The sequence below is a fragment of the Hamadaea flava genome (assembly GCF_024172085.1).
In the GTDB taxonomy this organism is placed as follows: Bacteria; Actinomycetota; Actinomycetes; order Mycobacteriales; family Micromonosporaceae; genus Hamadaea; species Hamadaea flava.
In genome coordinates this window covers 3146003-3165333 of the sequence record NZ_JAMZDZ010000001.1, presented here as the reverse complement: position 1 = coordinate 3165333, position 19331 = coordinate 3146003, and the positions used below count along the sequence as shown (strand labels likewise).

General features: G+C 70.2%; 17 protein-coding genes. 10 read left to right on the top strand and 7 right to left on the bottom strand.

The window, feature by feature from the left end:
• Nucleotides 1-27 precede the first annotated feature (27 nt).
• Genes HDA40_RS14835 through HDA40_RS14825 form a run of 3 tightly spaced genes read left to right on the top strand, consistent with a single transcriptional unit; the run spans nucleotide 28 to nucleotide 2262 of the window.
• On the top strand, nucleotides 28-765 hold the full coding sequence (locus HDA40_RS14835; protein WP_253756085.1) for a metallophosphoesterase: 738 nt from the start codon (nucleotides 28-30) through the stop codon (nucleotides 763-765).
• Nucleotides 765-1349: a LysE family translocator gene (locus HDA40_RS14830; protein WP_253756083.1), complete on the top strand. Its 585-nt coding sequence runs from the start codon at nucleotides 765-767 to the stop codon at nucleotides 1347-1349. The genes HDA40_RS14835 and HDA40_RS14830 overlap by 1 nt, the downstream gene beginning before the upstream one ends.
• Before the next feature lie 52 nt (nucleotides 1350-1401).
• Entirely contained in the window at nucleotides 1402-2262 is an 861-nt protein-coding gene (locus HDA40_RS14825; protein ID WP_253756081.1) for a phosphatase PAP2 family protein, read from the top strand.
• 69 nt (nucleotides 2263-2331) lie between these two features.
• Here the strand turns inward: HDA40_RS14825 and HDA40_RS14820 are convergent, their stop codons facing one another.
• On the bottom strand, nucleotides 2332-3780 hold the full coding sequence (locus tag HDA40_RS14820; RefSeq protein ID WP_253756079.1) for an MFS transporter: 1449 nt from the start codon (nucleotides 3778-3780) through the stop codon (nucleotides 2332-2334).
• Nucleotides 3781-3905: 125 nt separating this feature from the next.
• Between HDA40_RS14820 and HDA40_RS14815 the strand changes: the two genes are divergently transcribed.
• Nucleotides 3906-4445, top strand: a complete 540-nt coding sequence (locus tag HDA40_RS14815; RefSeq protein ID WP_253756078.1) for a TetR/AcrR family transcriptional regulator — start codon at nucleotides 3906-3908, stop codon at nucleotides 4443-4445.
• Here HDA40_RS14815 and HDA40_RS14810 read toward each other — a convergent pair.
• Complete coding sequence (locus HDA40_RS14810; protein ID WP_253756076.1) at nucleotides 4431-5516, bottom strand: ATP-dependent DNA ligase; 1086 nt, start codon at nucleotides 5514-5516, stop codon at nucleotides 4431-4433. The two genes, HDA40_RS14815 and HDA40_RS14810, sit on opposite strands and share 15 nt — an antisense overlap.
• Before the next feature lie 74 nt (nucleotides 5517-5590).
• On the opposite strand from HDA40_RS14810, the gene HDA40_RS14805 reads away from it, so the two are divergent.
• The gene (locus tag HDA40_RS14805) at nucleotides 5591-6163 is read left to right on the top strand and encodes a LemA family protein (protein ID WP_253756074.1); all 573 of its coding nucleotides are present in this window, start codon (nucleotides 5591-5593) and stop codon (nucleotides 6161-6163) included.
• Nucleotides 6163-7515, top strand: a complete 1353-nt coding sequence (locus HDA40_RS14800; RefSeq protein WP_253756072.1) for a DUF2207 family protein — start codon at nucleotides 6163-6165, stop codon at nucleotides 7513-7515. Before HDA40_RS14805 ends, HDA40_RS14800 begins: the two co-directional genes overlap by 1 nt.
• 120 nt (nucleotides 7516-7635) lie before the next feature.
• Here HDA40_RS14800 and HDA40_RS14795 read toward each other — a convergent pair whose 3' ends face one another.
• Both HDA40_RS14795 and HDA40_RS14790 read right to left on the bottom strand, forming a co-directional pair.
• Nucleotides 7636-10041, bottom strand: a complete 2406-nt coding sequence (locus HDA40_RS14795) for a HelD family protein (protein WP_504928319.1) — start codon at nucleotides 10039-10041, stop codon at nucleotides 7636-7638.
• A 187-nt stretch (nucleotides 10042-10228) separates the two neighbouring features.
• Nucleotides 10229-10927: a TetR/AcrR family transcriptional regulator gene (locus HDA40_RS14790; RefSeq protein ID WP_253756070.1), complete on the bottom strand. Its 699-nt coding sequence runs from the start codon at nucleotides 10925-10927 to the stop codon at nucleotides 10229-10231.
• Nucleotides 10928-11023: 96 nt separating this feature from the next.
• Here HDA40_RS14790 and HDA40_RS14785 point away from each other — a divergent pair, with 96 nt between their 5' ends.
• Nucleotides 11024-12301: an FAD-dependent oxidoreductase gene (locus tag HDA40_RS14785; RefSeq protein ID WP_253756068.1), complete on the top strand. Its 1278-nt coding sequence runs from the start codon at nucleotides 11024-11026 to the stop codon at nucleotides 12299-12301.
• Nucleotides 12302-12420: 119 nt separating this feature from the next.
• Here the strand turns inward: HDA40_RS14785 and HDA40_RS14780 are convergent, their stop codons facing one another.
• Nucleotides 12421-14436, bottom strand: a complete 2016-nt coding sequence (locus HDA40_RS14780; RefSeq protein ID WP_253763626.1) for a M4 family metallopeptidase — start codon at nucleotides 14434-14436, stop codon at nucleotides 12421-12423.
• Between the two features lie 397 nt (nucleotides 14437-14833).
• Here HDA40_RS14780 and eat point away from each other — a divergent pair, with 397 nt between their 5' ends.
• The 3 genes from eat (at nucleotide 14834) to HDA40_RS14765 (ending at nucleotide 17932) form a co-directional block, all read left to right on the top strand.
• On the top strand, nucleotides 14834-16405 hold the full coding sequence (eat, locus tag HDA40_RS14775) for an ethanolamine permease (protein ID WP_253756066.1): 1572 nt from the start codon (nucleotides 14834-14836) through the stop codon (nucleotides 16403-16405).
• A 96-nt stretch (nucleotides 16406-16501) separates the two neighbouring features.
• Nucleotides 16502-16771, top strand: coding sequence for a PspC domain-containing protein (locus tag HDA40_RS14770; protein WP_253756064.1), 270 nt, complete (start codon nucleotides 16502-16504; stop codon nucleotides 16769-16771).
• 225 nt (nucleotides 16772-16996) lie between these two features.
• On the top strand, nucleotides 16997-17932 hold the full coding sequence (locus tag HDA40_RS14765) for a zinc metalloprotease (protein WP_253756062.1): 936 nt from the start codon (nucleotides 16997-16999) through the stop codon (nucleotides 17930-17932).
• A gap of 75 nt (nucleotides 17933-18007) precedes the next feature.
• Here HDA40_RS14765 and HDA40_RS14760 read toward each other — a convergent pair whose 3' ends face one another.
• Nucleotides 18008-18583, bottom strand: coding sequence for a hypothetical protein (locus HDA40_RS14760; protein ID WP_253756060.1), 576 nt, complete (start codon nucleotides 18581-18583; stop codon nucleotides 18008-18010).
• Between the two features lie 5 nt (nucleotides 18584-18588).
• On the bottom strand, nucleotides 18589-19245 hold the full coding sequence (locus tag HDA40_RS14755; RefSeq protein ID WP_253756058.1) for a DUF4396 domain-containing protein: 657 nt from the start codon (nucleotides 19243-19245) through the stop codon (nucleotides 18589-18591).
• Nucleotides 19246-19331 lie beyond the last annotated feature (86 nt).

Below are 19331 nucleotides of genomic sequence, written 5' to 3'. Positions count from 1 at the left end.
GACAGTTTTACCGTTAGGGAGATCTCCATGCTGCTGCTGGCCCAGATCAGCGACCTCCACCTCGACGGCACCGCGCGCGCCACCGAGCGGGCCGCGAAGACCGTGGCGTACCTGCGGAATCTGCCGCAGCTAGTGGACGCCCTGCTCGTCACGGGCGACATCGCCGACACCGCCGCCCCGGCCGAGTACGCCGAAGCCGCCGAGCTGCTGAACGACTTCCCAGCCCCGGTGCTGTGGTGCCCCGGCAACCACGACGCGCGACCGGCGTACCGGGAGTTCCTGCTGGGCGAGCCGCCGTCGGCCGGGCCGATCAACGAACTGCACAAGATCAAGGACGCGGTGGTCCTCATGTGCGACTCCAGCGTCCCGGGCAACGACGACGGTCTCCTCGACGACGAGACGACCGCCTGGATCACGGCCACCCTCGACCAGCACCGAGACGCCCCGGCCTTCCTCGCCTTCCACCACCCACCCGCCGCCATGCACCACCCGTTGCCGGACGCTTACCGGCTCCAGCGCGAAGCCGAGCTGGCCGAGCTGCTCTCGGCGTACCCGTCGGTCGTAGCCCTGATCACCGGGCACGCGCACACGGCCGCGGTCTCGACCTTCGCGGGCCGGCCCGTGCTCGTCGGCCCGGCGGTGACGTGGACGCTGCGGCTGCCCTGGGAGGGCGCGGCGCTCGCGGACCTCGACGCGCCCCCGGGGCTGGCCTACCACGTGCTGAGCGATGGCGTGCTGACGACGCACTACCGAGTCGTCGTCTGATGGTCGCCGGATTCCTGCTCGCGATCCTCCCGCTGATCGCGACGCCCGGGGCGAGCCTCGCGCTGCTGATGGTGCGAGGCCCGCGCCGGGCGCTGCCGGTGGTGGCGGGCACGGTCACGGGCATCTACACCCACGCGCTGCTCGCGATGGTGGGGCTCGCGGCGGTCGTCATGCAGTCCAGTCAGGCATTCCTGGTGGTACGCGTGGCGGGGGCGGTCTATCTCGTCGGTCTCGGGCTGTGGACCTGGCGGGCGCCGCGACCGGCGTCTTCGCTCGGTTCGCCGACGGGCCCCGAGCGGCCCGCGTTCCGGCAGGCGTACCTGGGCAACGTGCTCAATCCGAAGGCGGCCTCGATCTACCTGACCCTGGTGCCGCAGTTCGTCGACCCGCGGCACGCGCTCGCGCCGCAGATCCTCGTCCTCGCGACCGCGCACGCGGTGCTCATCACGGCCTGGCTCGGTGGCTGGACGGCGGTTCTGGCCCGGGTCGGGCGAATGATCCGATCTGGTCGCTGGGCGTCGGGCATCCGACGGAGCGCCGCCGCGGTGCTGGTCTTCCTCGGCGTACGCACGCTGGCCGCGTGAGGGCGGTCACGGCTGCCCCCACGGGCTTGATCCACGGGTGCATGATCTGTTCATGTCCCGGCTATTGGACCGCCCCAGCGTCGTTCACCGGGCCGCCCCGGCCGACCCCCGGCCGCACCCGATCCGGGAACTGATTCTGGTCACGGTGCTGTTCCTGGCGTACAAGGCGGGACGGCTGGTCGCGAGCGGCCACGTCGACGAGGCGTACGCGAACGCCGGGCGGGTCTGGAACGCCGAACGCTGGCTGCGGCTGCCGTCCGAACTGTCCGTCCAGGCGGCGATGCTGCACAACACGACGTTCGTCCAGGTGGTCAACACCTACTACGCCTGGGTGCACTTCCCGGCGACGGCGGCGTTCCTCGTCTGGACCTATCTGCGACGACCGGCGTACTACCTGTGGGTCCGGCGGGTGCTGACCGGGCTGACCGCGGCGGGGCTCGCCGTCCACGTGCTGTTCCCGCTCGCGCCGCCGCGCCTCGTCGGAGCGTTCGGCCTGATCGACACCGCCGCGATCTACGGGCCGTCGGTCTACTCCGAGCCCGACACCGACACCCTCGCCAACCAGTACGCCGCGATGCCCTCGCTGCACATCGGCTGGGCCGTGGTCGTCGCACTGGGCCTGATCGTCATGACCCGGTCGCGGTGGCGGTGGCTGTGGCTGGCCCATCCGATCATCACCACCCTCGTCGTGGTGGCCACGGCGAACCACTACTGGCTGGACGGGATCGTCGTGTGCGCGTTCCTGGCGCTGATCCTGTTGCTCATCCGCCGCCCCGGGACCTCCCCCATCCCACCCGCGGCCGCCACCCCCGTGGCCCTGGCCCCCGCCGCGCCCTTGGCCCCAGCCGTTCCTTTAGCGCTGGATCAGGGTTCCGCGTCGAATCTTGGTCCAAGATTCGACCGAGAACCCTGATCCAGCGCTAAAGTCGGCGTCGTCAGCGAGCGTCGGCGAGCATGCGGTGAGCCGGCGGGCTGACAGCGGTCAGCGCTTGCGGAAGGTGGTCGCCACGAGCAGGGCGATCGCCGCGAAGCCGGCCGCGACGGTGAACGCCGTGGTCATTCCGTGGATGGTCGCGTCGAGCGTCGACGAGCCCGACGACGCCGCGTGCCGGGAAGCCGTGCCGAAGACCGTGACGAGCACGGCGAGACCGAGCGAGGCACCGGTCTGCTGCATCGTCTGCATCGCGCCACCGGCCGCGCCCGCGTCCTGCGCCGGCACGTTCGCCATGATCGTCGGGGTCAGCGGGACGAACCCGAGCCCCATACCGAGGCCCATGAGCAGCATCGGCCCGAACACCCCCGGGAAGTACGCCGTGCTCGCCGTGAGCTGCGTCGTCCACAGCAGTCCGGCGATCATCACCGGGATGCCGGTGAGCGCCAGCCGCCGCGGACCGAACTTCGGCAGGATCCGGGGCATCGCCCGGGTCAGGACGAACATCGCCGCGGCCATCGGCAGGAACGCCACCCCTGTCCGCAGGGCGTCGAACCCGCGCAGGTCCTGCAGGAACTGCGTCAGGAAGAAGAACATCGACATCATCGCGGCCGGGCCGAGCAGGAAGATCGCGTACGCCGCAGCGCGGTTGCGGTCGGCGAACAGCCGCAGGGGCAGCATCGGCTGACGGGTGCGCGCCTCGATGGCGAGGAACCCCGCCACCAGGAGTACGCCGCCGCCGAGCAACGTGGCCGTCCACGGGTCGGACCAGCCTTCTTCGGCGGCCCGGGTGAATCCGGCGACGAGTGCGGCGACCCCGGCGGTCGCGGTCAGCGCGCCCGGGATGTCCAGCCGCGCCGGGTGCCGCTCGGGTTCCCGGACGAACCGGGGTGCGAGCAGGACGGCGGCGATGCCGAACGGCACGTTGACGAAGAGCACCCAGCGCCAGGAGGCGGCCTGGGTGAGGATGCCGCCCAGGATCAGCCCGATCGCGAACCCGGCGCTGGCGATGCCGGAGAGCAGCGCCAGGGCGCGGATGCGCGCCTTGGTCTCGGTGAACGTGGTGGTGACCAGGGCGATCGTGTTCGGCCCGGCGAGCGCCGCGCCGACGCCCTGGGCGAGCCGGGCGGCGATGAGCCAGGTGGCCGAGGTGGCGAACCCGCCGACCAGGGAGGCGGCGGTGAACAGCGCGACGCCGGCGACGAACGCCCGGCGGCGGCCGAAGATGTCGCCGATCCGGCCGCCGAGCAGCAGCAGGCCGCCGAAGGTCAGCGAGTACGCCGTCATCACCCAGGACAGCCCCGCGGCGGTGAACCCGAGGTCGGACTGGATACGGGGGAGCGCGACGTTCATGACGGTCGCGTCCAGGATCAGCATCAGCTGGCAGGTGAGCACGATCGCCAGGGCGAGTCCGGGCCGGTGCGGCGGCGCCTCGCGAGCCGGTGCGCCGGGCCGCACGTTTCCGGGCGCGGTGCGAGTGGGCAGGGTCTGCTGAGACATGAGGAACTCCTCGACGAACGCATAAACGGAGACTATCTCCGGTTACGTTCGTGAGTTAGCATATGGAGGAGTTCTCCGGTTCGCAAGTCTATCCGGAGAATCTCTCCGGATAAAGGGAGTGAGCCTTGCGGGCCGACGCGCGGCGTAATCGGGAGCGGCTGATCGAAGCCGCCCGTGACGCCTTCACCGAGAACGGCGAGAAGGCCTCCCTCGACGACATCGTCAAGCGCGCGGGCGTCGGGCCCGGCACCCTCTACCGCCACTTCGCCAACCGTGAAGACCTCCTCGGCGCGGTCTACCAGGAGGGCGTCGAGGGGTTGGCGGCCCAGGCCGAGGAGTTCGCGGCGACGCTGCCGCCGATGGAGGCGCTCACCGCCTTCCTCCGGGTCCAGGTGGACTACGCCAAGAGCAAGCGCGGCCTCGGCGTGGCGGTGAAGGCGACGCTGGACAGCGAGGGCGAGGTCCTGACGTTCTGCCGCGACACCCTGCGGGGCGGGCTGGGCAAGCTGCTTCGAGCGGCGCAGGAGACCGGCGACGTACGCGAGGACGTCGACCCGGCGGTGCTCCTGCGGTTGACCCACAGCGTCGCGGTGGGCAGCGAGAACGCGCCCGAACTGGCCGAGCCGATGTTGCAGGTGGTCGTGGACGGGCTACGCGCCCGGTAGCCCCAGGACGTCGGCCAGCTCGAACTTCACCGGCTCGTCGAGCTGGGCGTACGTGCAGGACTCGGGTTCCCGGTCGGGACGCCAGCGGACGAACTGGGCCGTATGCCGGAAGCGTGGCCCTTCCATGTGGTCGTAGCGCACCTCCACCACCCGCTCAGGACGCAGCGGTGTGAAGGAGAGGTCCTTGCCGGCGTTCCATCGGCTGTACTCCGACCCCCGAGGCGTACGCCCGCCTTCGGGCACGAGCTTGGCCCAGTTCCACGGATGGTCGTCGAAGGTGGTCACGAGCGGTTGCAGCTCCTCGAAGAGCGCGATGCGCTTGGCCATCGGGAACGCGCCGATCACTCCGACGCTCGCCAGCTGCCCGTCGTCGTTGTAGAGCCCCAGCAGCAACGACCCGATCCGGTCCGGGCCGCTGGTGTGCAGCCGATAGCCGGCGACCACGCAGTCCGCCGTCCGCTCGTGCTTGATCTTGAACATCGTGCGCTTGTCCGACTCGTACGCCCCGGCGAGCGGTTTGGCGATGAGCCCGTCGAGCCCGGCTCCCTCGAACTGGTGGAACCACTCCTCGGCCAGTACGCGGTCCGTCGTCGCCGGGGTCAGGTGGATCGGCGGCTGCGCGCCCGACAACGCCTGCTCCAGCAGGCCCCGGCGCTGCTCGAAGGGCAGCCGGGTGCAGTCCTGGTCGCCCAGCGCCAGCAGATCGAAGGCGACGAACGACGCCGGCGTCTGCCCGGCGAGCAGGTTGACCCGGCTGGCCGCCGGGTGCAGCCGCAGCTGGAGCGCCTCGAAGTCCAGGCGGTCGCCGGAGATCAGGACGATCTCGCCGTCGACGACGCAGCGCGGCGGCAGATTCTCCTGGAACGCCGCCACGAGCTCCGGGAAGTAGCGCGTCATCGGCCGCTCGTTGCGGCTGCCGATCTCGACCTCGTCGCCGTCGCGGAACACGATCGACCGGAAGCCGTCCCACTTGGGCTCGAAACTCATCGCCCCGGCCGAGTCCAGGGCGCCGATGCCCTTCACGGGCTTGGCCAGCATCGGGGAGACTGGCGGCATCACCGGCAACTGCATACCCCGCATTCTGCCCCGAACGGCGGAGCCGTGCGGACGAACGGACCTTGCGGGGACTGTCTACAACAGGCTTCATGAAAGCCATGTCCCCCGGTTTGATCATCGGCATCGTCGCTGTCCTCCTCGTGATCCTGCTCGTCGTCTGGTTCGTCTCGGCGTTCAACCGGCTCGTCCGGCTGCGCAACCAGGTCCGCGCCTCCTGGGCACAGACCGATGTGCAGCTCAAGCGCCGGCACGACCTCATCCCGAACCTGGTCGAGACGGTCCGCGGCTACGCCGACCACGAGCGCGCCACCTTCGAGGCGGTCGCGCAGGCGCGTACGGCCGCGATGTCGGCGCAGGGCGTGGCGGGGGCGTCGGCGGCCGAGAACGCGCTGACCTCGGCGCTGGGCCGGATCTTCGCGCTGGCTGAGGCGTACCCGCAGCTCCAGGCCAACCAGAACTTCCTCGCGCTGCAGAGCGAACTCGCCACCACCGAGGACAAGATCGCCTACGCCCGGCAGTTCTACAACACCGCCGTGCAGTCGCTGAACAACGCCGTCGAGTCGCTGCCGACCAACCTGGTCGCCGGGGCGACCGGCTTCCGGACGGCCGAGTTCTTCGAGGCGGCCGGTGCGGAGCGGGGTCCGGTCCAGGTCCGATTCTGATGAACGTCCACCTTCTCGACGCCGGGCTCGCGGCGGCGGCGACGGCTGCCTGGTACGGCGCGTTCGAGGCGGCCCGGCTGGTCACCCGGCCGCGCGGCGTCCACCCTGCACCGTCCACACCGGACCTCGGCGCGGAACCGCCCGCCGTGGTCAGTCTCATCGCCTCCGGATGGGAGATCACCGAGGACGCGGGCGAGGCCACGCTCGTGGACCTCGCGGCCCGCGGGCATCTCGAGCTGCGCCAGCCCGGTGACGATCCACTTCAGACGACCATTCATGTACGCGAACAGCCGGACACCGGATTGCTGCCGTTCGAGCGGCAGATCCTCGATCGCGTCAAGCATCTCGCGCACGGGGGCGTCCTGCCGGTGTCCGCGTTGACCTTCCGCGACGAGGGTCAGGCCCAGACGTGGGACAAGCGGCTCCGGGGTGCGATCGTCGCGGAGGCGCGCCGCCTCGGGCTGTCCCAGCGGCGTTTCCCACCGGCTCTCGTCACCGGACTGATGGCGCTGGCCGCCGGGGTGTCCCTGGTGATCGCTTGGGCCGTCTTCCATTGGCTGTCCTTGCAGCCGGCCGAGGGCGGCGGCGACAACACCGGTGGCGCCGTCGGCGCGGCCATCGCGGCGTTCCTGATCTCGCTCGGCGTCTTCAGCTCCGCGGCCGTGGCCGACCAGGGCGAACGGGACACCCCGGCCGGCCGTGAGGTCGCCGCCCGGTGGCTCGGCGTACGCGGTTGGCTGCACGGCCATGAGGCGTTCGCGGATCTGCCGCCTTCGGCGGTCGCGATGTGGGATCGCTACCTGTCCTACGGAGCCGCGCTCGGGGTGAACCGGGTCGTCACCGGCGTCCTGCACCTCGGCCTCGGCGACCGCAAACGCGTCTGGTCCTCGTTCGGCGGCGAGTGGCATCGCATCCGCGTCCGCTATCCCCGGTTGTGGCCGCGCTACGGCAAGCCCACCGCCCGGCTCGTCCGGCAGGCCCTCGTCACGCTCGGGGTCGGCGTACTGCTGATCTGGTTCCGGGACCGAATCGAGGTTCAGCTCGCGCACACGGTGCTGGTGACGGTGGGGACACTCCTGGCGCTGCTGGGTGCGTACAAGTTGATCCGCGCGATGCTGGACCTCGCGACCGTCCGGACCTTCGACGCGCAGGTGTTGTGGGTGGAACGGTGGACCGGGACCGTGCTGGGCAAGGACGACCCGGACCGGTCCTACCTGGCCGTGGACGACGGGTCGGGAGACCGGACGGTGGCCTGGGCGCGGCCGTCCGGCCTGGGCGGGCGGCCCGGTGACACCGTACGCGTCACCGTCCGCCCGTGGAGCCGCCGAGTCGTCGCCCTCACCGTCCTGTAGCGGTCCTCGCGTGATCATTGCGCCGGCCGCCAGGGAGGCGCTCGCGCCGAGCCGCCAGGAGTGCAGTCAGTCGCTTCACGCGGCGATTTGTCCGCGGAAACAGCGTGGCCGGCGCAATGATCACCGCAGTTCGGCGGGGAGGGGGCCGGGGGAGAGGACTCCTAGGCGGTTGGTCGAGCGGGTGAGCGCGACGTAGAGGTCGCTGAGCCCGCGCACGGACTCGGCGACGAGGCCGGCCGGATCGGCGACGATCACCGTGTCGAACTCCAGGCCCTTGGCCTGCCGTACGGAGAGCACCACCACGTCGGAGTCCAGATCGGACTCGTCGCCGACCGCCGCGCCGGGCACGGCCTCGGCGATCGCGCCGCCCCACGCGGGCAGGCGCGTCGCCGGGACCAGGACGCCGACGCGCCCGCCGTCGACCAGCTTGGCCTCGGTCGCCACCGCCCGGGTCAGCTCGGCGATCAGGGTATCGGGGTCCACAGTGGCCAGCCAAGGCTGCTCACCGCTGTCGCGGACCGATCGGGGTACTGGCATGGCCGGGTCGATGGCCGCGAGGACGCCGCTGGCGAGCGCCATGATCTCCGACGGGGTCCGGTAGTTCACGGTCAGCTCGGTGAGCCGCCAGCGGTCGGCGACGTACGCCCCGAGCACGTCCTGCCAGGACGTCGCCCCGCCGATCACGCCGGTCTGGGCGACGTCGCCGACGACGGTCATCGACCGGCTCGGGCAGCGCCGCATGAGCAGCCGCCACGCCATCGGCGACAACTCCTGGGCCTCGTCCACGATGATGTGCCCGTACGCCCAGCGCCGGTCCGCCGCCGCGCGCTCGGCCGCCGTACGCCGATCGACCTCTTCCTGCCGTCCACCGAGGCGGGCCGCGTCGAGCAGGTCCGCCGCGGTGAGCAGTTCGGGATCGATCTCGTCCTCGAGGTCGATGGACCGGGAACCGTGCAGGATCTGCAACGCCCCGGCGGCGTACGCGTCGAGCTGCCGGCGCGTCCGCTCGGCGAGCGCCCGGGCGTCCCGGTCGTCGTCGCCGAGCAGTTCGGCCGCCTCGTCCAGCAGCGGCACGTCGGCCGGTGTCCAGGCGTCACCCCGCGACCGGTGGAGCTTGGCACGCTCCTCGACGGGCAGCTTCGCCGCTGCCGTGGCCAGCCGCTCCGCCGAGCCGAGCAGGTCGCCGACCAGCCGCTGCGGGCTCAGGATCGGCCAGCACCAGTCCAACGCCGCCTGCACACCGGGCTCCTCGCGCAGTTCCCGGCGGAACTCGGCCAGGTCGGCCTCCTCCAGCAGCAGCGGGTCGCCGGGCGCGTCGTTGCCGCCGAGCGGGTCGTCAGCGAACGGGTCGGTGCCGATCTCCTCCGCGAGCTGCATGGACAGCGCGTGGATGACCTCGGCGTCGAAGGTCTCCCGGGCCAGGTTGTGCGGCTTGCCGGAGCTCCGGGCGGCCGCCCGCGCGTCCTCGGCCACCGCCCGGTCGAGCCGCAGCACTGTGCGCCGCAGCGAATCCTGATCGATCACGATCTCCAGGTAGTCGTCGGGCACCCGCTGCCGATCGCGTACCGCCTGGGCCAGCACGTCGGCCAGCACGGCGCGGCCCTTGATCTCGGCCACGGCGTCCGGCTCCTCGTGCCCGGCGTGGACGCCGGGGAACAGGTCGGCCTGCGTACGCAGCAGGACCCCGGTCTCGGCGAGCGACGGCAGCACGTGCGCGATGTAGCGCAGGAACGTGGCGTTCGGGCCGACGACGAGCACGCCGCGGCTCGACAGCTCCCGGCGGTGCGTGTAGAGCAGGTACGCCGCCCGGTGCAACGCGACGGCGGTCTTGCCGGTGCCGGGGCCGCCCTGGACGACGAGTACGCCGCTCAGGTCGGCCCGGATGATCTGGTCCTGCTCGGCCTGGATCGTCTCGACGATGTCCTTCATCCGCCCGGTACGCTTCGCGCCCAGCGCGGCCAGCAGCACCGCCTCACCGGTGAGCGACTCGTGCGGGTGCTGGTCGCCCTGGGCCGCCTCGGCCAGGTCCAGCACCTCGTCGTCGACGCCGATGACGTCCCGCTCGTGCGTCCGGATGTGCCGGCGACGGCGTACGCCGTCCGGAGCGGCCGCCGTGGCCAGGTAGAACGGCCGCGCCGCCGGGGCACGCCAGTCCAGCAGCAGCGGCTCGAAGTCGTGCTCCTCGTCGAAGATCCCGATGCGGCCGATGTGCCGGGTGCTGCTGATCGGGTCGGCGTCGTCCGGTGCGGCGAGGTCCAGCCGGCCGAAGACGAGTCCACTTTCGACGGCCGAGTACTGCGCCTGCTGCTCGGTGTGCATCAGGACGGTGCTCTCGCGCTGCGAGCGCTCCTGCTGCGTGCCGCCGGTCTGCCGCAGCGCCGCCGCCAGCCGCTCGTCGGCCTGTTCGCGCAGCTTGTCGAGGTGGCCGTAGAGCATCGTGACGACCGCCTGCTCCTCGGCGACCGGGTCCGTCTCCGGGGTGATCTCGCGCGCTTCGGCGGTTTTTTCGTGCGATGGGCTTGACAAGTGGCGCTCCCGTGGCTCTAATGGCAGAGGCGGTGTTGACAGATGCCTCGCTTTGCTGTGCCGTGACAGACGGCCCAAGGTGTAGAGCGTAGCGATCCGCCACCCCGCTCAGCAACTCTTCGCCGAAGGTGCCCGGCAAGTCTTTCCCGACAGCTCCTCAGCTTCCCATCGCCGTAGGCCGCGGGCTTCACCGAAGGTGTTCGACGATGCGTCGGATCTGCTCCGCGTAGGCGTCCAGGAACTCGGGCGTGTCGGCGGCGAGCCCGGTCAGCTGGCCCGCGATCTGCGGCAGCACAGTCGGCACCATCGTCGCGGAGAAGAGCACCAGCAGCAGATACGCCGGGTCGAGGTCGGCCGCGATCTCCCCGTCGCGCTGGCGACGCTGGACGTCGTCGAGGACCGCCTGGAAGAACGGGTCCGGCCCGGCCTTTCCCTCGCCCTCGGCTCCGTTGGGCTCGGCTCCGCTGGGCTCGGCCGGGCTGGTCTCAGCCGCGCTGGACTCGGCTGCGTTGGACTCGGCTGCGTTGGACTCGGTGCCGCCGGTCAGGCCCTGCCAGGCGAGCAGCCGGGACCAGGCCCGGTTGTCGACGTTCATCCGGAGGAAGTTGCCGACGACTTCGTGTATCGGCATGCCGGGCTGATTGCTGGGGCCGGACAACTGCGGCCAGCGGCCGACGACTGCCCGGTAGAGGCCCTCCTTGCCCTCGAAGTAGTAGGAGATGAGCTGCTGGTTCACCCCGGCTCGGCTCGCGATGGCGCTGATCCGGGCGCCGGCGTACCCGTGCTCGCCGAACTCCGCGAGCGCGGCGTCGAGGATGCGCTCGCGGGTCCGCTCGGGGTCGCGTTTGCGGTCTTCGGCCCGGGGTGACCGGCGCGGTTGGCTCATGGTCCGAGCGTAGCGGTTGTGACTGTGTCCGCTAACTGTCTGATCTAATCACACAAACACTTGAAACTGACATGCGACTGGATGATACTGGCGGCCGTGAAGCAGACGGTCATGATCATCGGCGGCGGCATCGGCGGGCTCGCCCTGGCGCACGGGCTGCGCCGGGCGGGCATCCCGGTCGCCGTCTACGAGCGGTCCCAGACACGGACCGAGTGGCTCCAGGGCTACCGCATCCACATCAACCCGCACGGCTCCCGGGCGCTGCACGAGTGCCTGGAACCGGCGGCCTGGCAGGCGTTCCTCGACACCGTGTCGACCGGCGACGGCGGGTTCGGGTTCACCACCGAGCGATTCGTCAACCTGCTGCACATCTCGCACGAGGACCTCGCGGTCTCGCCCGATCCGGCCGAGCAGCACTACGGCGTCAGCCGGATCTCCCTGCGCCAGGTGCTGCTGTCCGGGCTCGACGACGTCCTGCACCTCGGCAAGACCTTCACCCGCTACGACACCACGCCGGACGGGCGGGTCACGGCGTACTTCGAGGACGGCTCCAGCGCCACCGGCGACCTGCTCGTCGGGGCCGACGGCGCCAATTCACGCGTACGCCGGCAGCTGCTGCCGCACGCCGACCGCATCGACACCGGCGTGACCGCCGTCGCGGGCAAGCACCGGCTGACCGAGTCCGCCCTCGCCCGGCTGCCGCAGCAGCTGACCCGGGACGCGAATCTGGTGATCCCGGCCGGGCGCGGCAACCTCTTCACCGCCGTGTGGCGGCATGACCGGGCGACCGTCGCGCCGGACGCGAACCTGCCCGAGGGGTTCCTGCTCGACAACACCGCCGACTACACCTTCTGGGCGTACGCCGACGCCTCGGCCCAGTTCCCGTCGGATGTGGACGGTTACGACGGGGAAGCGCTGACGCGGCTGATCCTGGATCGCACCCCGGACTGGTCGGCGGAGCTGCGCGACCTGATCGGCGGCTCCGACCCGGCGACGGTGAACGTCGTCCGCATCCGGTCGGCGACGCCGGTGGACCCGTGGCCGACCGGCCCGGTGACGCTGCTCGGCGACGCCATCCACAACATGACGCCGATGGCCGGGATCGGGGCGAACACCGCCCTGCGCGACGCCGATCTGCTGCGCAGGCAGCTCATCGCCGTCGAGAGTGGACTGCTGTCGCAGGCTGCCGCGGTGGCCGAGTACGAGCGGCAGATGCGCGACTACGGTTTCGCCGCGGTGAAGCAGTCCCTGCGCAACGCCCGGCAGGCCGCCTCGGCCAACCGCTTCGGGCGCACGATGTTCCGCACGGTGCTGTGGACGATGAGCGCGGTGCCGCCCCTGAAGCGCCGGTTCGCCCGCTCCTTCGGCAGCTGACGCGGACCGCTCTACCGGCGGACATGTCTACCGGCGGGCATGTCTACCGACAGACATGATCAGGGTCATTTCCCTGTCGCCATGGCAACGGGGAAATGACCCTGATCATCGAACTGCGACTAGCTGAGCGTGATCGCCGTGTCGTCGATGACGAACGACGTCTGCAGCGAGGAGTCCTCGGCTGCGGTGAACTTCAGGGTCGCGGTGGTTCCGGCGTACGCGGAGATGGTGACGGTACGCAGGACGTAGCCGGTCGCCTTGTTGAGGTTGGAGTAGGTCGCCACGCTGGTGCCGTTGACGGTGACCGTGAGCTTGTCGTACTGCGTCGAGGTGGTGGTCTCGGCAGAGTCGATGTGCAGGTAGAAGGTCAGCGTCGCCTTGCAGCCCGCCGGAATGGCGACGGCCTGCTGCAGCGTGTCGGTGTGCGTGGTGCCGTAGCCGTCCATCCAGGCCTTGTAGGTGCCGGAGTGCGACGGCTGGCTGGTGCTGCTGTCGATGACGCCCGAGGTGGCCGTCCAGTTCGCCGAGCCGGACTCGAAGCCCGGGTTCAGCAGCTTCTGGCCGGAGCAGGTGCCGCTGGGGGTCGGCGACGGGCTGCTGGTCGCGGTGGTCGACGGGGTCGGCGACGGGGTGCCCGAGGTGCAGGTCGGGTCGGCCGTCTGTGCCGGCACGCTCACCGCGTCCCACGCGGCCTTGGTCTTGTTGAACAGACCGCAGGTCGCGTCGAGGGCCTTGGCCGCCGTCAGCGTCCAGGTCCGGTACTTCAGGTACGAGCTGCTCGACGTCTTCATCAGCATCGCGTTGTACATGATCTTGATCGCGGTCTGGATGCCGACGCCGGTCAGGCCGGTCGAGCCGTTGCAGGTGGTGCTGGTGGGCTGGCCGTTGGTCGGGTTGGTGCCCTCGGCGAGCAGGTAGAACCAGTGGTTGCCGGGACCGGCCGCCGCGTGCACCTCCTCGCCCGGGATGCTGCTGGAGTAGCAGTTGTCGTCACCGGCGAGCGAGGGGTTGTACATGTACCGGATCGGGCCGCTGCCCACGAGGTTGATCTCCTCGCCGACCTGGTAGTCCGCCGGGTCGTTCGGGTTGTTGGCGAACGCCTCGGTGGCCGCGCCGAAGGTGTCGGCGACGAACTCCTGGGTGTTGCCGTTCGAGATGCCACCCGGGGTGGTGTCGTCGATGCCGTGACCCATCTCGTGGCCCACGACGTCAGCCGAGCCGATCCACTGACCGGCGGTGTTCTTGCCGATCTGGACCTGGGTGCCGTCGTAGTAAGCGTTCTGGTCGTTGAGGCCGACACGGATCGGCCAGGCGCCGCCCGAGCCGTTCATGCCGTTGCGGCCGAGCCAGGAGCTCAGCATCGCGGCTTCCTTCTGCGCCACGTAGAACGCGTCGACGCAGCCGGTCTCCTTGTTGGTGCCGGTGCCGTTGCCCCACACGTCGTCCGAGCCGCTGAACGTCGTGTTGGTGGAGGCGTCCTGGCAAGGCATGTTGCTGACGCTCGAGTGGGTCATCGAGTACGTGCTGCCCGACAGGGTGGTGTTGATCGTCACCGAGCCGTTGATCCAGCCTGTGCCGGTGCCGCTCATGACCCGCTCGCGGGTCTTCAGGACCGCGCCGGTGAGCGCGTCGACGTCGACGGTGAGCCGGCTGACGCCCTCGGCGCTCGTGCCGCGGACGGTCGACTCGTACGCCAGTCGCGGCGCGCCGTCGATCGCGTAGACCACCAGTTCGGTCGACTCGACGCCGGAGACCGTCTTGAGCTGGCCCTTGGCCACCTTCTCGGCCTGCGCCTTGGACAGCTTCGGGGTGGTGGACAGGCCGTTGATGGCCTGCTCCTGCGCCACCGAGGTCGCGGTGACCTGGCCGCTGGCGTTGGTCACGATGACGAAGTCGCCACCGAGGACGCGCAGGTCGCGGTAGGTCCGCTCGTAGGGGACGTACTGCAGTCCGGCCGAGGAGACGACCGAGCGCTGGACGAACTTGTCCTCGCTGCCCGCGTGCAGGTAGGCCGGCTTGCCGGCCACGAGGTCCGCCGCCGAGTTGGCGGCAAGAGCCGAGGCGGCGGCCGGGGTTACGGGCGCCGGTGCTGCGGCCGGACTCACGGCGGTCGCCGCGGTTGCCGCGACCACCATGCCTCCGACCGCGATCGCCGCGCTTATGGCGAGGCGTTGGGTGTTCTTCACGGATTTCCCTCTCGAAAGCGTCGGGGTGGGGGTAGACATCCGTTCGGCCGATGTCCTGTCCACCGATCGCCAACCAAATGGCAGATTCCTATCAATGAATCTGACGTGACGTCAAGAGGGTGGTCAGTAACTTTTGATCACCTGCTCATGGAATGTCGGCGTACTGCCGGGCCGACCTCGACGAGATGACAGGATTGTCATCTGGCACGCGTAACGCGGCTGTGACGCCAGTGTCTTGACCAAGTTAAATATCGCACTTAACCTCTGCCCATCGGCGCAGCGAACACGGGCAAGCGGACACGGGGCTAGCAGACACGGGGCTACACGTGAAGCTGAGGTGAGCGGGATGGCCGGGCAGAGCACTGGAGGCGTCACCTACCGCGAGGCGGACGGCGGATACTTCGCTCAACGCGCGTTACGCCGGCATGCCGGGGTGTGGTCGCTCTGGGCGCTCGGCGTCGCGGCGGTCATCTCCGGCGAGTTCTCCGGCTGGAACCTCGGGCTCGACGCGGGCGGCTTCGGTGGCCTGCTCGTGGCCACCGTCGTCATCTCGGTCATGTACTTCGGGCTCTGCTTCAGCATCGCGGAGATGTCCCCGGCGCTGCCGCACACCGGTGGGGCGTACTCGTTCGCGCGATCGGCGATGGGTCCCTGGGGCGGGTTCATCACCGGCGTCGCCGAGAGCATCGAGTACATCGTCACCCCGGCCGTCGTGGTCACCTTCATCGGCAGCTACCTTCAGTCCATCGTGGACGACCTGGTCGGGGTCAGCATCCCGCAGCCGGTCTGGTGGCTGATCTGCTACGCGATCTTCCTGCTGCTCAACCTGGCCGGCATCGAGATGACCATGCGGTTCACCGTGGTGATCTGCGTACTGGCGCTGGCGATCCTCGCGGTGTTCTTCGTCGCGGCGATCCCGGACCTCGACTTCTCCGCCAACGCCCTCAACATCGCGCCCGATCCCGGCAACTCCAGCTGGTTCCCGTTCGGCGTGTTCAGCGGCGTCTTCCTGGCGCTGCCGTTCGCGATCTGGTTCTTCCTGGCGATCGAGGAACTGCCGCTGGCCGCCGAGGAGTCGCACGACCCGCGCCGGGACATCCCGCGCGGCACCGTCTACGGGCTGCTCACCCTGCTGGTCGCGGCGTTCGGCGTACTGTTCCTCAACACGGGGATCAAGCCCGGCGCCGAGGGCCTGCGGGACTCCGGCGAGCCGCTGCTCGACGGGTTCAAGACCATCTTCGGCCAGGGCACGTCGGCCTCGCTGCTCGGCCTGGTCGCCGTGGCCGGGCTCGTGGCCAGCTTCCACACGATCATCTACGCGTACGGGCGGAACGTGTATTCGCTGTCGCGCGCCGGGTACTACCCGCACGTCCTGTCGATCACCCACGGCAAGCGCAAGACGCCGTGGGTCGCGCTGCTCGGCGGGGGAGTCCTCGGGTACGCCCTGGCGCTGCTGCTCTACCTGGCGACCGAGAACAAGTGGCTGGGCGGCAACGTCAGCGCCGCCCTGCTGTCGATGGCGGTCTTCGGCGGGGTGATCTCCTACTTCATGCAGATGCTGTCGTTCATCCTGCTGCGGCGTCGCCTGCCCGGCATCGAGCGCCCCTATCGCAGCCCGCTCGGGATCGCCGGAGCGGCCGTCGCGGGGGTCATCGCGCTGATCTCACTGGCCGCCCTGTTCGTCCGGGACGACTACCGGCCCGGCGTCGTCGGCGTGGCGATCTGGTTCGTCGCCGCGATCGCGTACTTCGCCGTCGCGGGGCGGCACAAGCTCATCCTCAGCCCGGAGGAGGAGTTCGCGATGACCCGGGGCGAGCACGGCCGGCCGGACCGCGACGGCTACGGCCAGACGCACGTCAGCGACCTCACGGCGCAGCCCGAAGCCCCGGTCGCCGCCGCGCATCCGGAGCATCCCTGAGCCCGGGTCTAGGGGCCTGACCAGGGCCGAACCCCGATGTCCGGGACGTCGCCGCGCGAGATGCTGGTGATACCACCACGACAAAGGGGGATCACCATGGAGACCGTCCACGCGTCCATGCGTCAGGAAGGACTCATCCGTCCGCGCGAGGGTCGCGTGCTCGGCGGCGTCTGCGCCGGCCTCGGCCGCCGCTTCGGCATCGACCCGTGGCCCGCGCGGCTGCTGTTCGCCCTGATCCTGCTCGTCATCCCGGGCAGCCAGATCCTGATCTACCCGATCCTCTGGATCCTGATGCCGTCGGAGGAGACCGCGCCGGTGACCGTCACGCCGGCCGGTCCGCTGCCGCCCGCGGCGCCGACCGCCTGATCAGTCGGCTCGATCGCCGGCTGACTTCGTCGGCCACCTCGGCGGCGGCCGGGAACGGTCGCCGCCGAGCCGTATGTCAGGCTCCCGGCTGGTTCCCAGCCAGCCGCAATAGACACTTAACAGTGTCCAATATTTCGATATCTCGAAATTCGCAATACGCTCCTCTTCATCGATGGACGTGGCTCCGCTCACCCCGTGGGGCCACTGGGGAGGAAGAGGTAACGTATGCGCATCCGCCGAACGATCAGTGCGGCCGGGCTCACCATGATGGCCGCCGCGGCCATCCTGACCGGCGCGCCCGCCGCCTTCGTCGCAGCCGCCGCACCTGACGCCGCCTGCTATGACCCGGAGGCCGCCGGTGCCGCCGACGCGCGGTCCCGCAACGGTTCCGCGGCCCGGCACGACCCGAACGAGCTGACCGCCGCCCAGGTAGCCGAACGCGAGAAGGACTTCGCCGCCCGGGTGTCGGCCCGCAGCGCGACGGCCGACATCGGCATCCAGGCCGTCATCACGATTCCCGTGGTGTTCCACGTGATCAGCGAGGATGGCACGCAGGCCAACGGCAACATCCCGGACAGCTGGATCACCAACCAGATCGCCGTCCTCAACGCGGCGTACGCGACGAACACGTCGTTCCAGTTCACGTTGCAGTCGATCGACCGCCGGACCAACGCGGCCTGGTACCCGATCGTGTACGGCTCGTCCACCGAGACCGCGATGAAGGCCGCGCTGCGGACTGGCGGCGACGGTACGCTCAACATCTACACCGGAGACCTCTCCGACGACCTGCTCGGCTGGGCGACCTTCCCGACGAGCAGCATCGGCACCTACGACGGCGTGGTCATCCTCGACGAGTCCCTGCCGGGCGGCAGCGCCACCAACTACAACCTCGGCGACACCGCGACGCACGAGATCGGCCACTGGCTGAACCTCTACCACACGTTCCAGGGAGCCTGTGGCGCCACCGGTGACAGCGTCTCGGACACCCCGCGCGAGAAGTCGGCGGCGTACGCGTGCCCGACCGGTCGGGACACGTGCACGCAGTCGGGCGTCGACCCCATCCACAACTTCATGGACTACACCTACGATTCGTGCATGTACGAGTTCACGGCCGGGCAGGCGACCCGCATGCTGAGCGCTTGGAACGCGTATCGCGCCTGATGTGAACCACCCCTCGCTCGAACGCCGGCCCCGGCCCGCACCGCCGGGGCCGGCCCCCTCCCAGCGAGGTGGCCGTCAGCCGGAGCAGCCGGGGAAGGGCACTCCGCCGAGGTCGGGGAACGAGCCGATGAGGTCCTGCCGGGCGATGCCCGCGCCGTCCAGGTACGCCACGATGAACCGCACCGGATAGGGCGCCGGGCACTTCTCGAGCAGCTCGAAGGTCGCGGACAGCCAGGCGGTCGCACCCGGGCCGACCCGGAGTTCGGTAGTGGCGTCCTGTGCGGACGGCTCCCCGCAGTCGCCCCAGGCCGCGCTGATCTGCCGCAGCCCGCCGAGCGGCAGATCGACCTGGAGCCCTTGGAGCACCGCCTCGCCGGCCGGATTCCGCACCTGTACGCCGAGCTGCAGCCGGTTGCCATCCTGGGACCAGCAGCGGCCTCCCCCCGTTTCGAGCGGACCGCCCGCTGCCGAACTGGTGGACGGCTGCGGCGTCGGGCTCGTCTTCTCCGGCTGATCGAGCAGCTGGTAGCCGACCCCGATCACCACGGCGACCACGAGCACGACGACGGCCGTCACCCCGGTTCGCCTCCGGGGTGACGGCCGTCCGAAGTCGATGACGTCGACGCGTTCGGTACCGTTCGGGTCGCCCATGATCGTCAATGGTACTGGTGCACCACCGCGTGCCCCTTGCCGCGCGAGATCAGCCAGCGGTTCACCGGCGTGGTCACCAAGAACGCGACCACCAGCGAGAACGCGAGCGCGCCCCAGAACAGCGCACTGGTCAGGCCGGCGTCCATCGCGCCCGGCACGGTCACCATCACGGTGTTGTCCAGCAGCTCCATCACGGCGATCGACACCGTGTCGGCCGCCAGCGCCACCTTCACCGCGGTACGCCAATCCACCCCGGCGCGCAGCACACCGCGCATCGTCAGGGCGTACCCGAAGACGAAGGCCAGGACGACCGACAGCACCACGGTCGCCGCGTTGTGCAGGCCGAACGCCGTGCCGAGGACCATGCCCAGCACCTCACCGATGGCGCAGCCGAGCAAGCAGTGCAGCGTCGCCTGGATCGCCGTCGACCACGGCACCCGCGAACCCTGCGCGCCGTGAGCGCCGTGAGCGCCGTGAACCCCCTGCGCTCCGTGTGCGGCGTGCGCACTGTGGTCCATCTGCGCGTGGTCCATCTGCGCGTGGTCCATCTGCGCGTGGTCCATCTGCGCGTGGTCCATCTGATGGTGCTCGTGGCCGGTGTGCTGCATCTGGTCCTGGCCGTGCCCGCTGCCGTGCCCGCTGCCGTGACTGCTGTGGTCCATGGTGTTCCTCCCTGTGTTCAGGAGGGAGCTTATACCCCCAGGGGGTATGTGACCAGTGTGGCGACGGCCACCCTGGGAGGGTCACC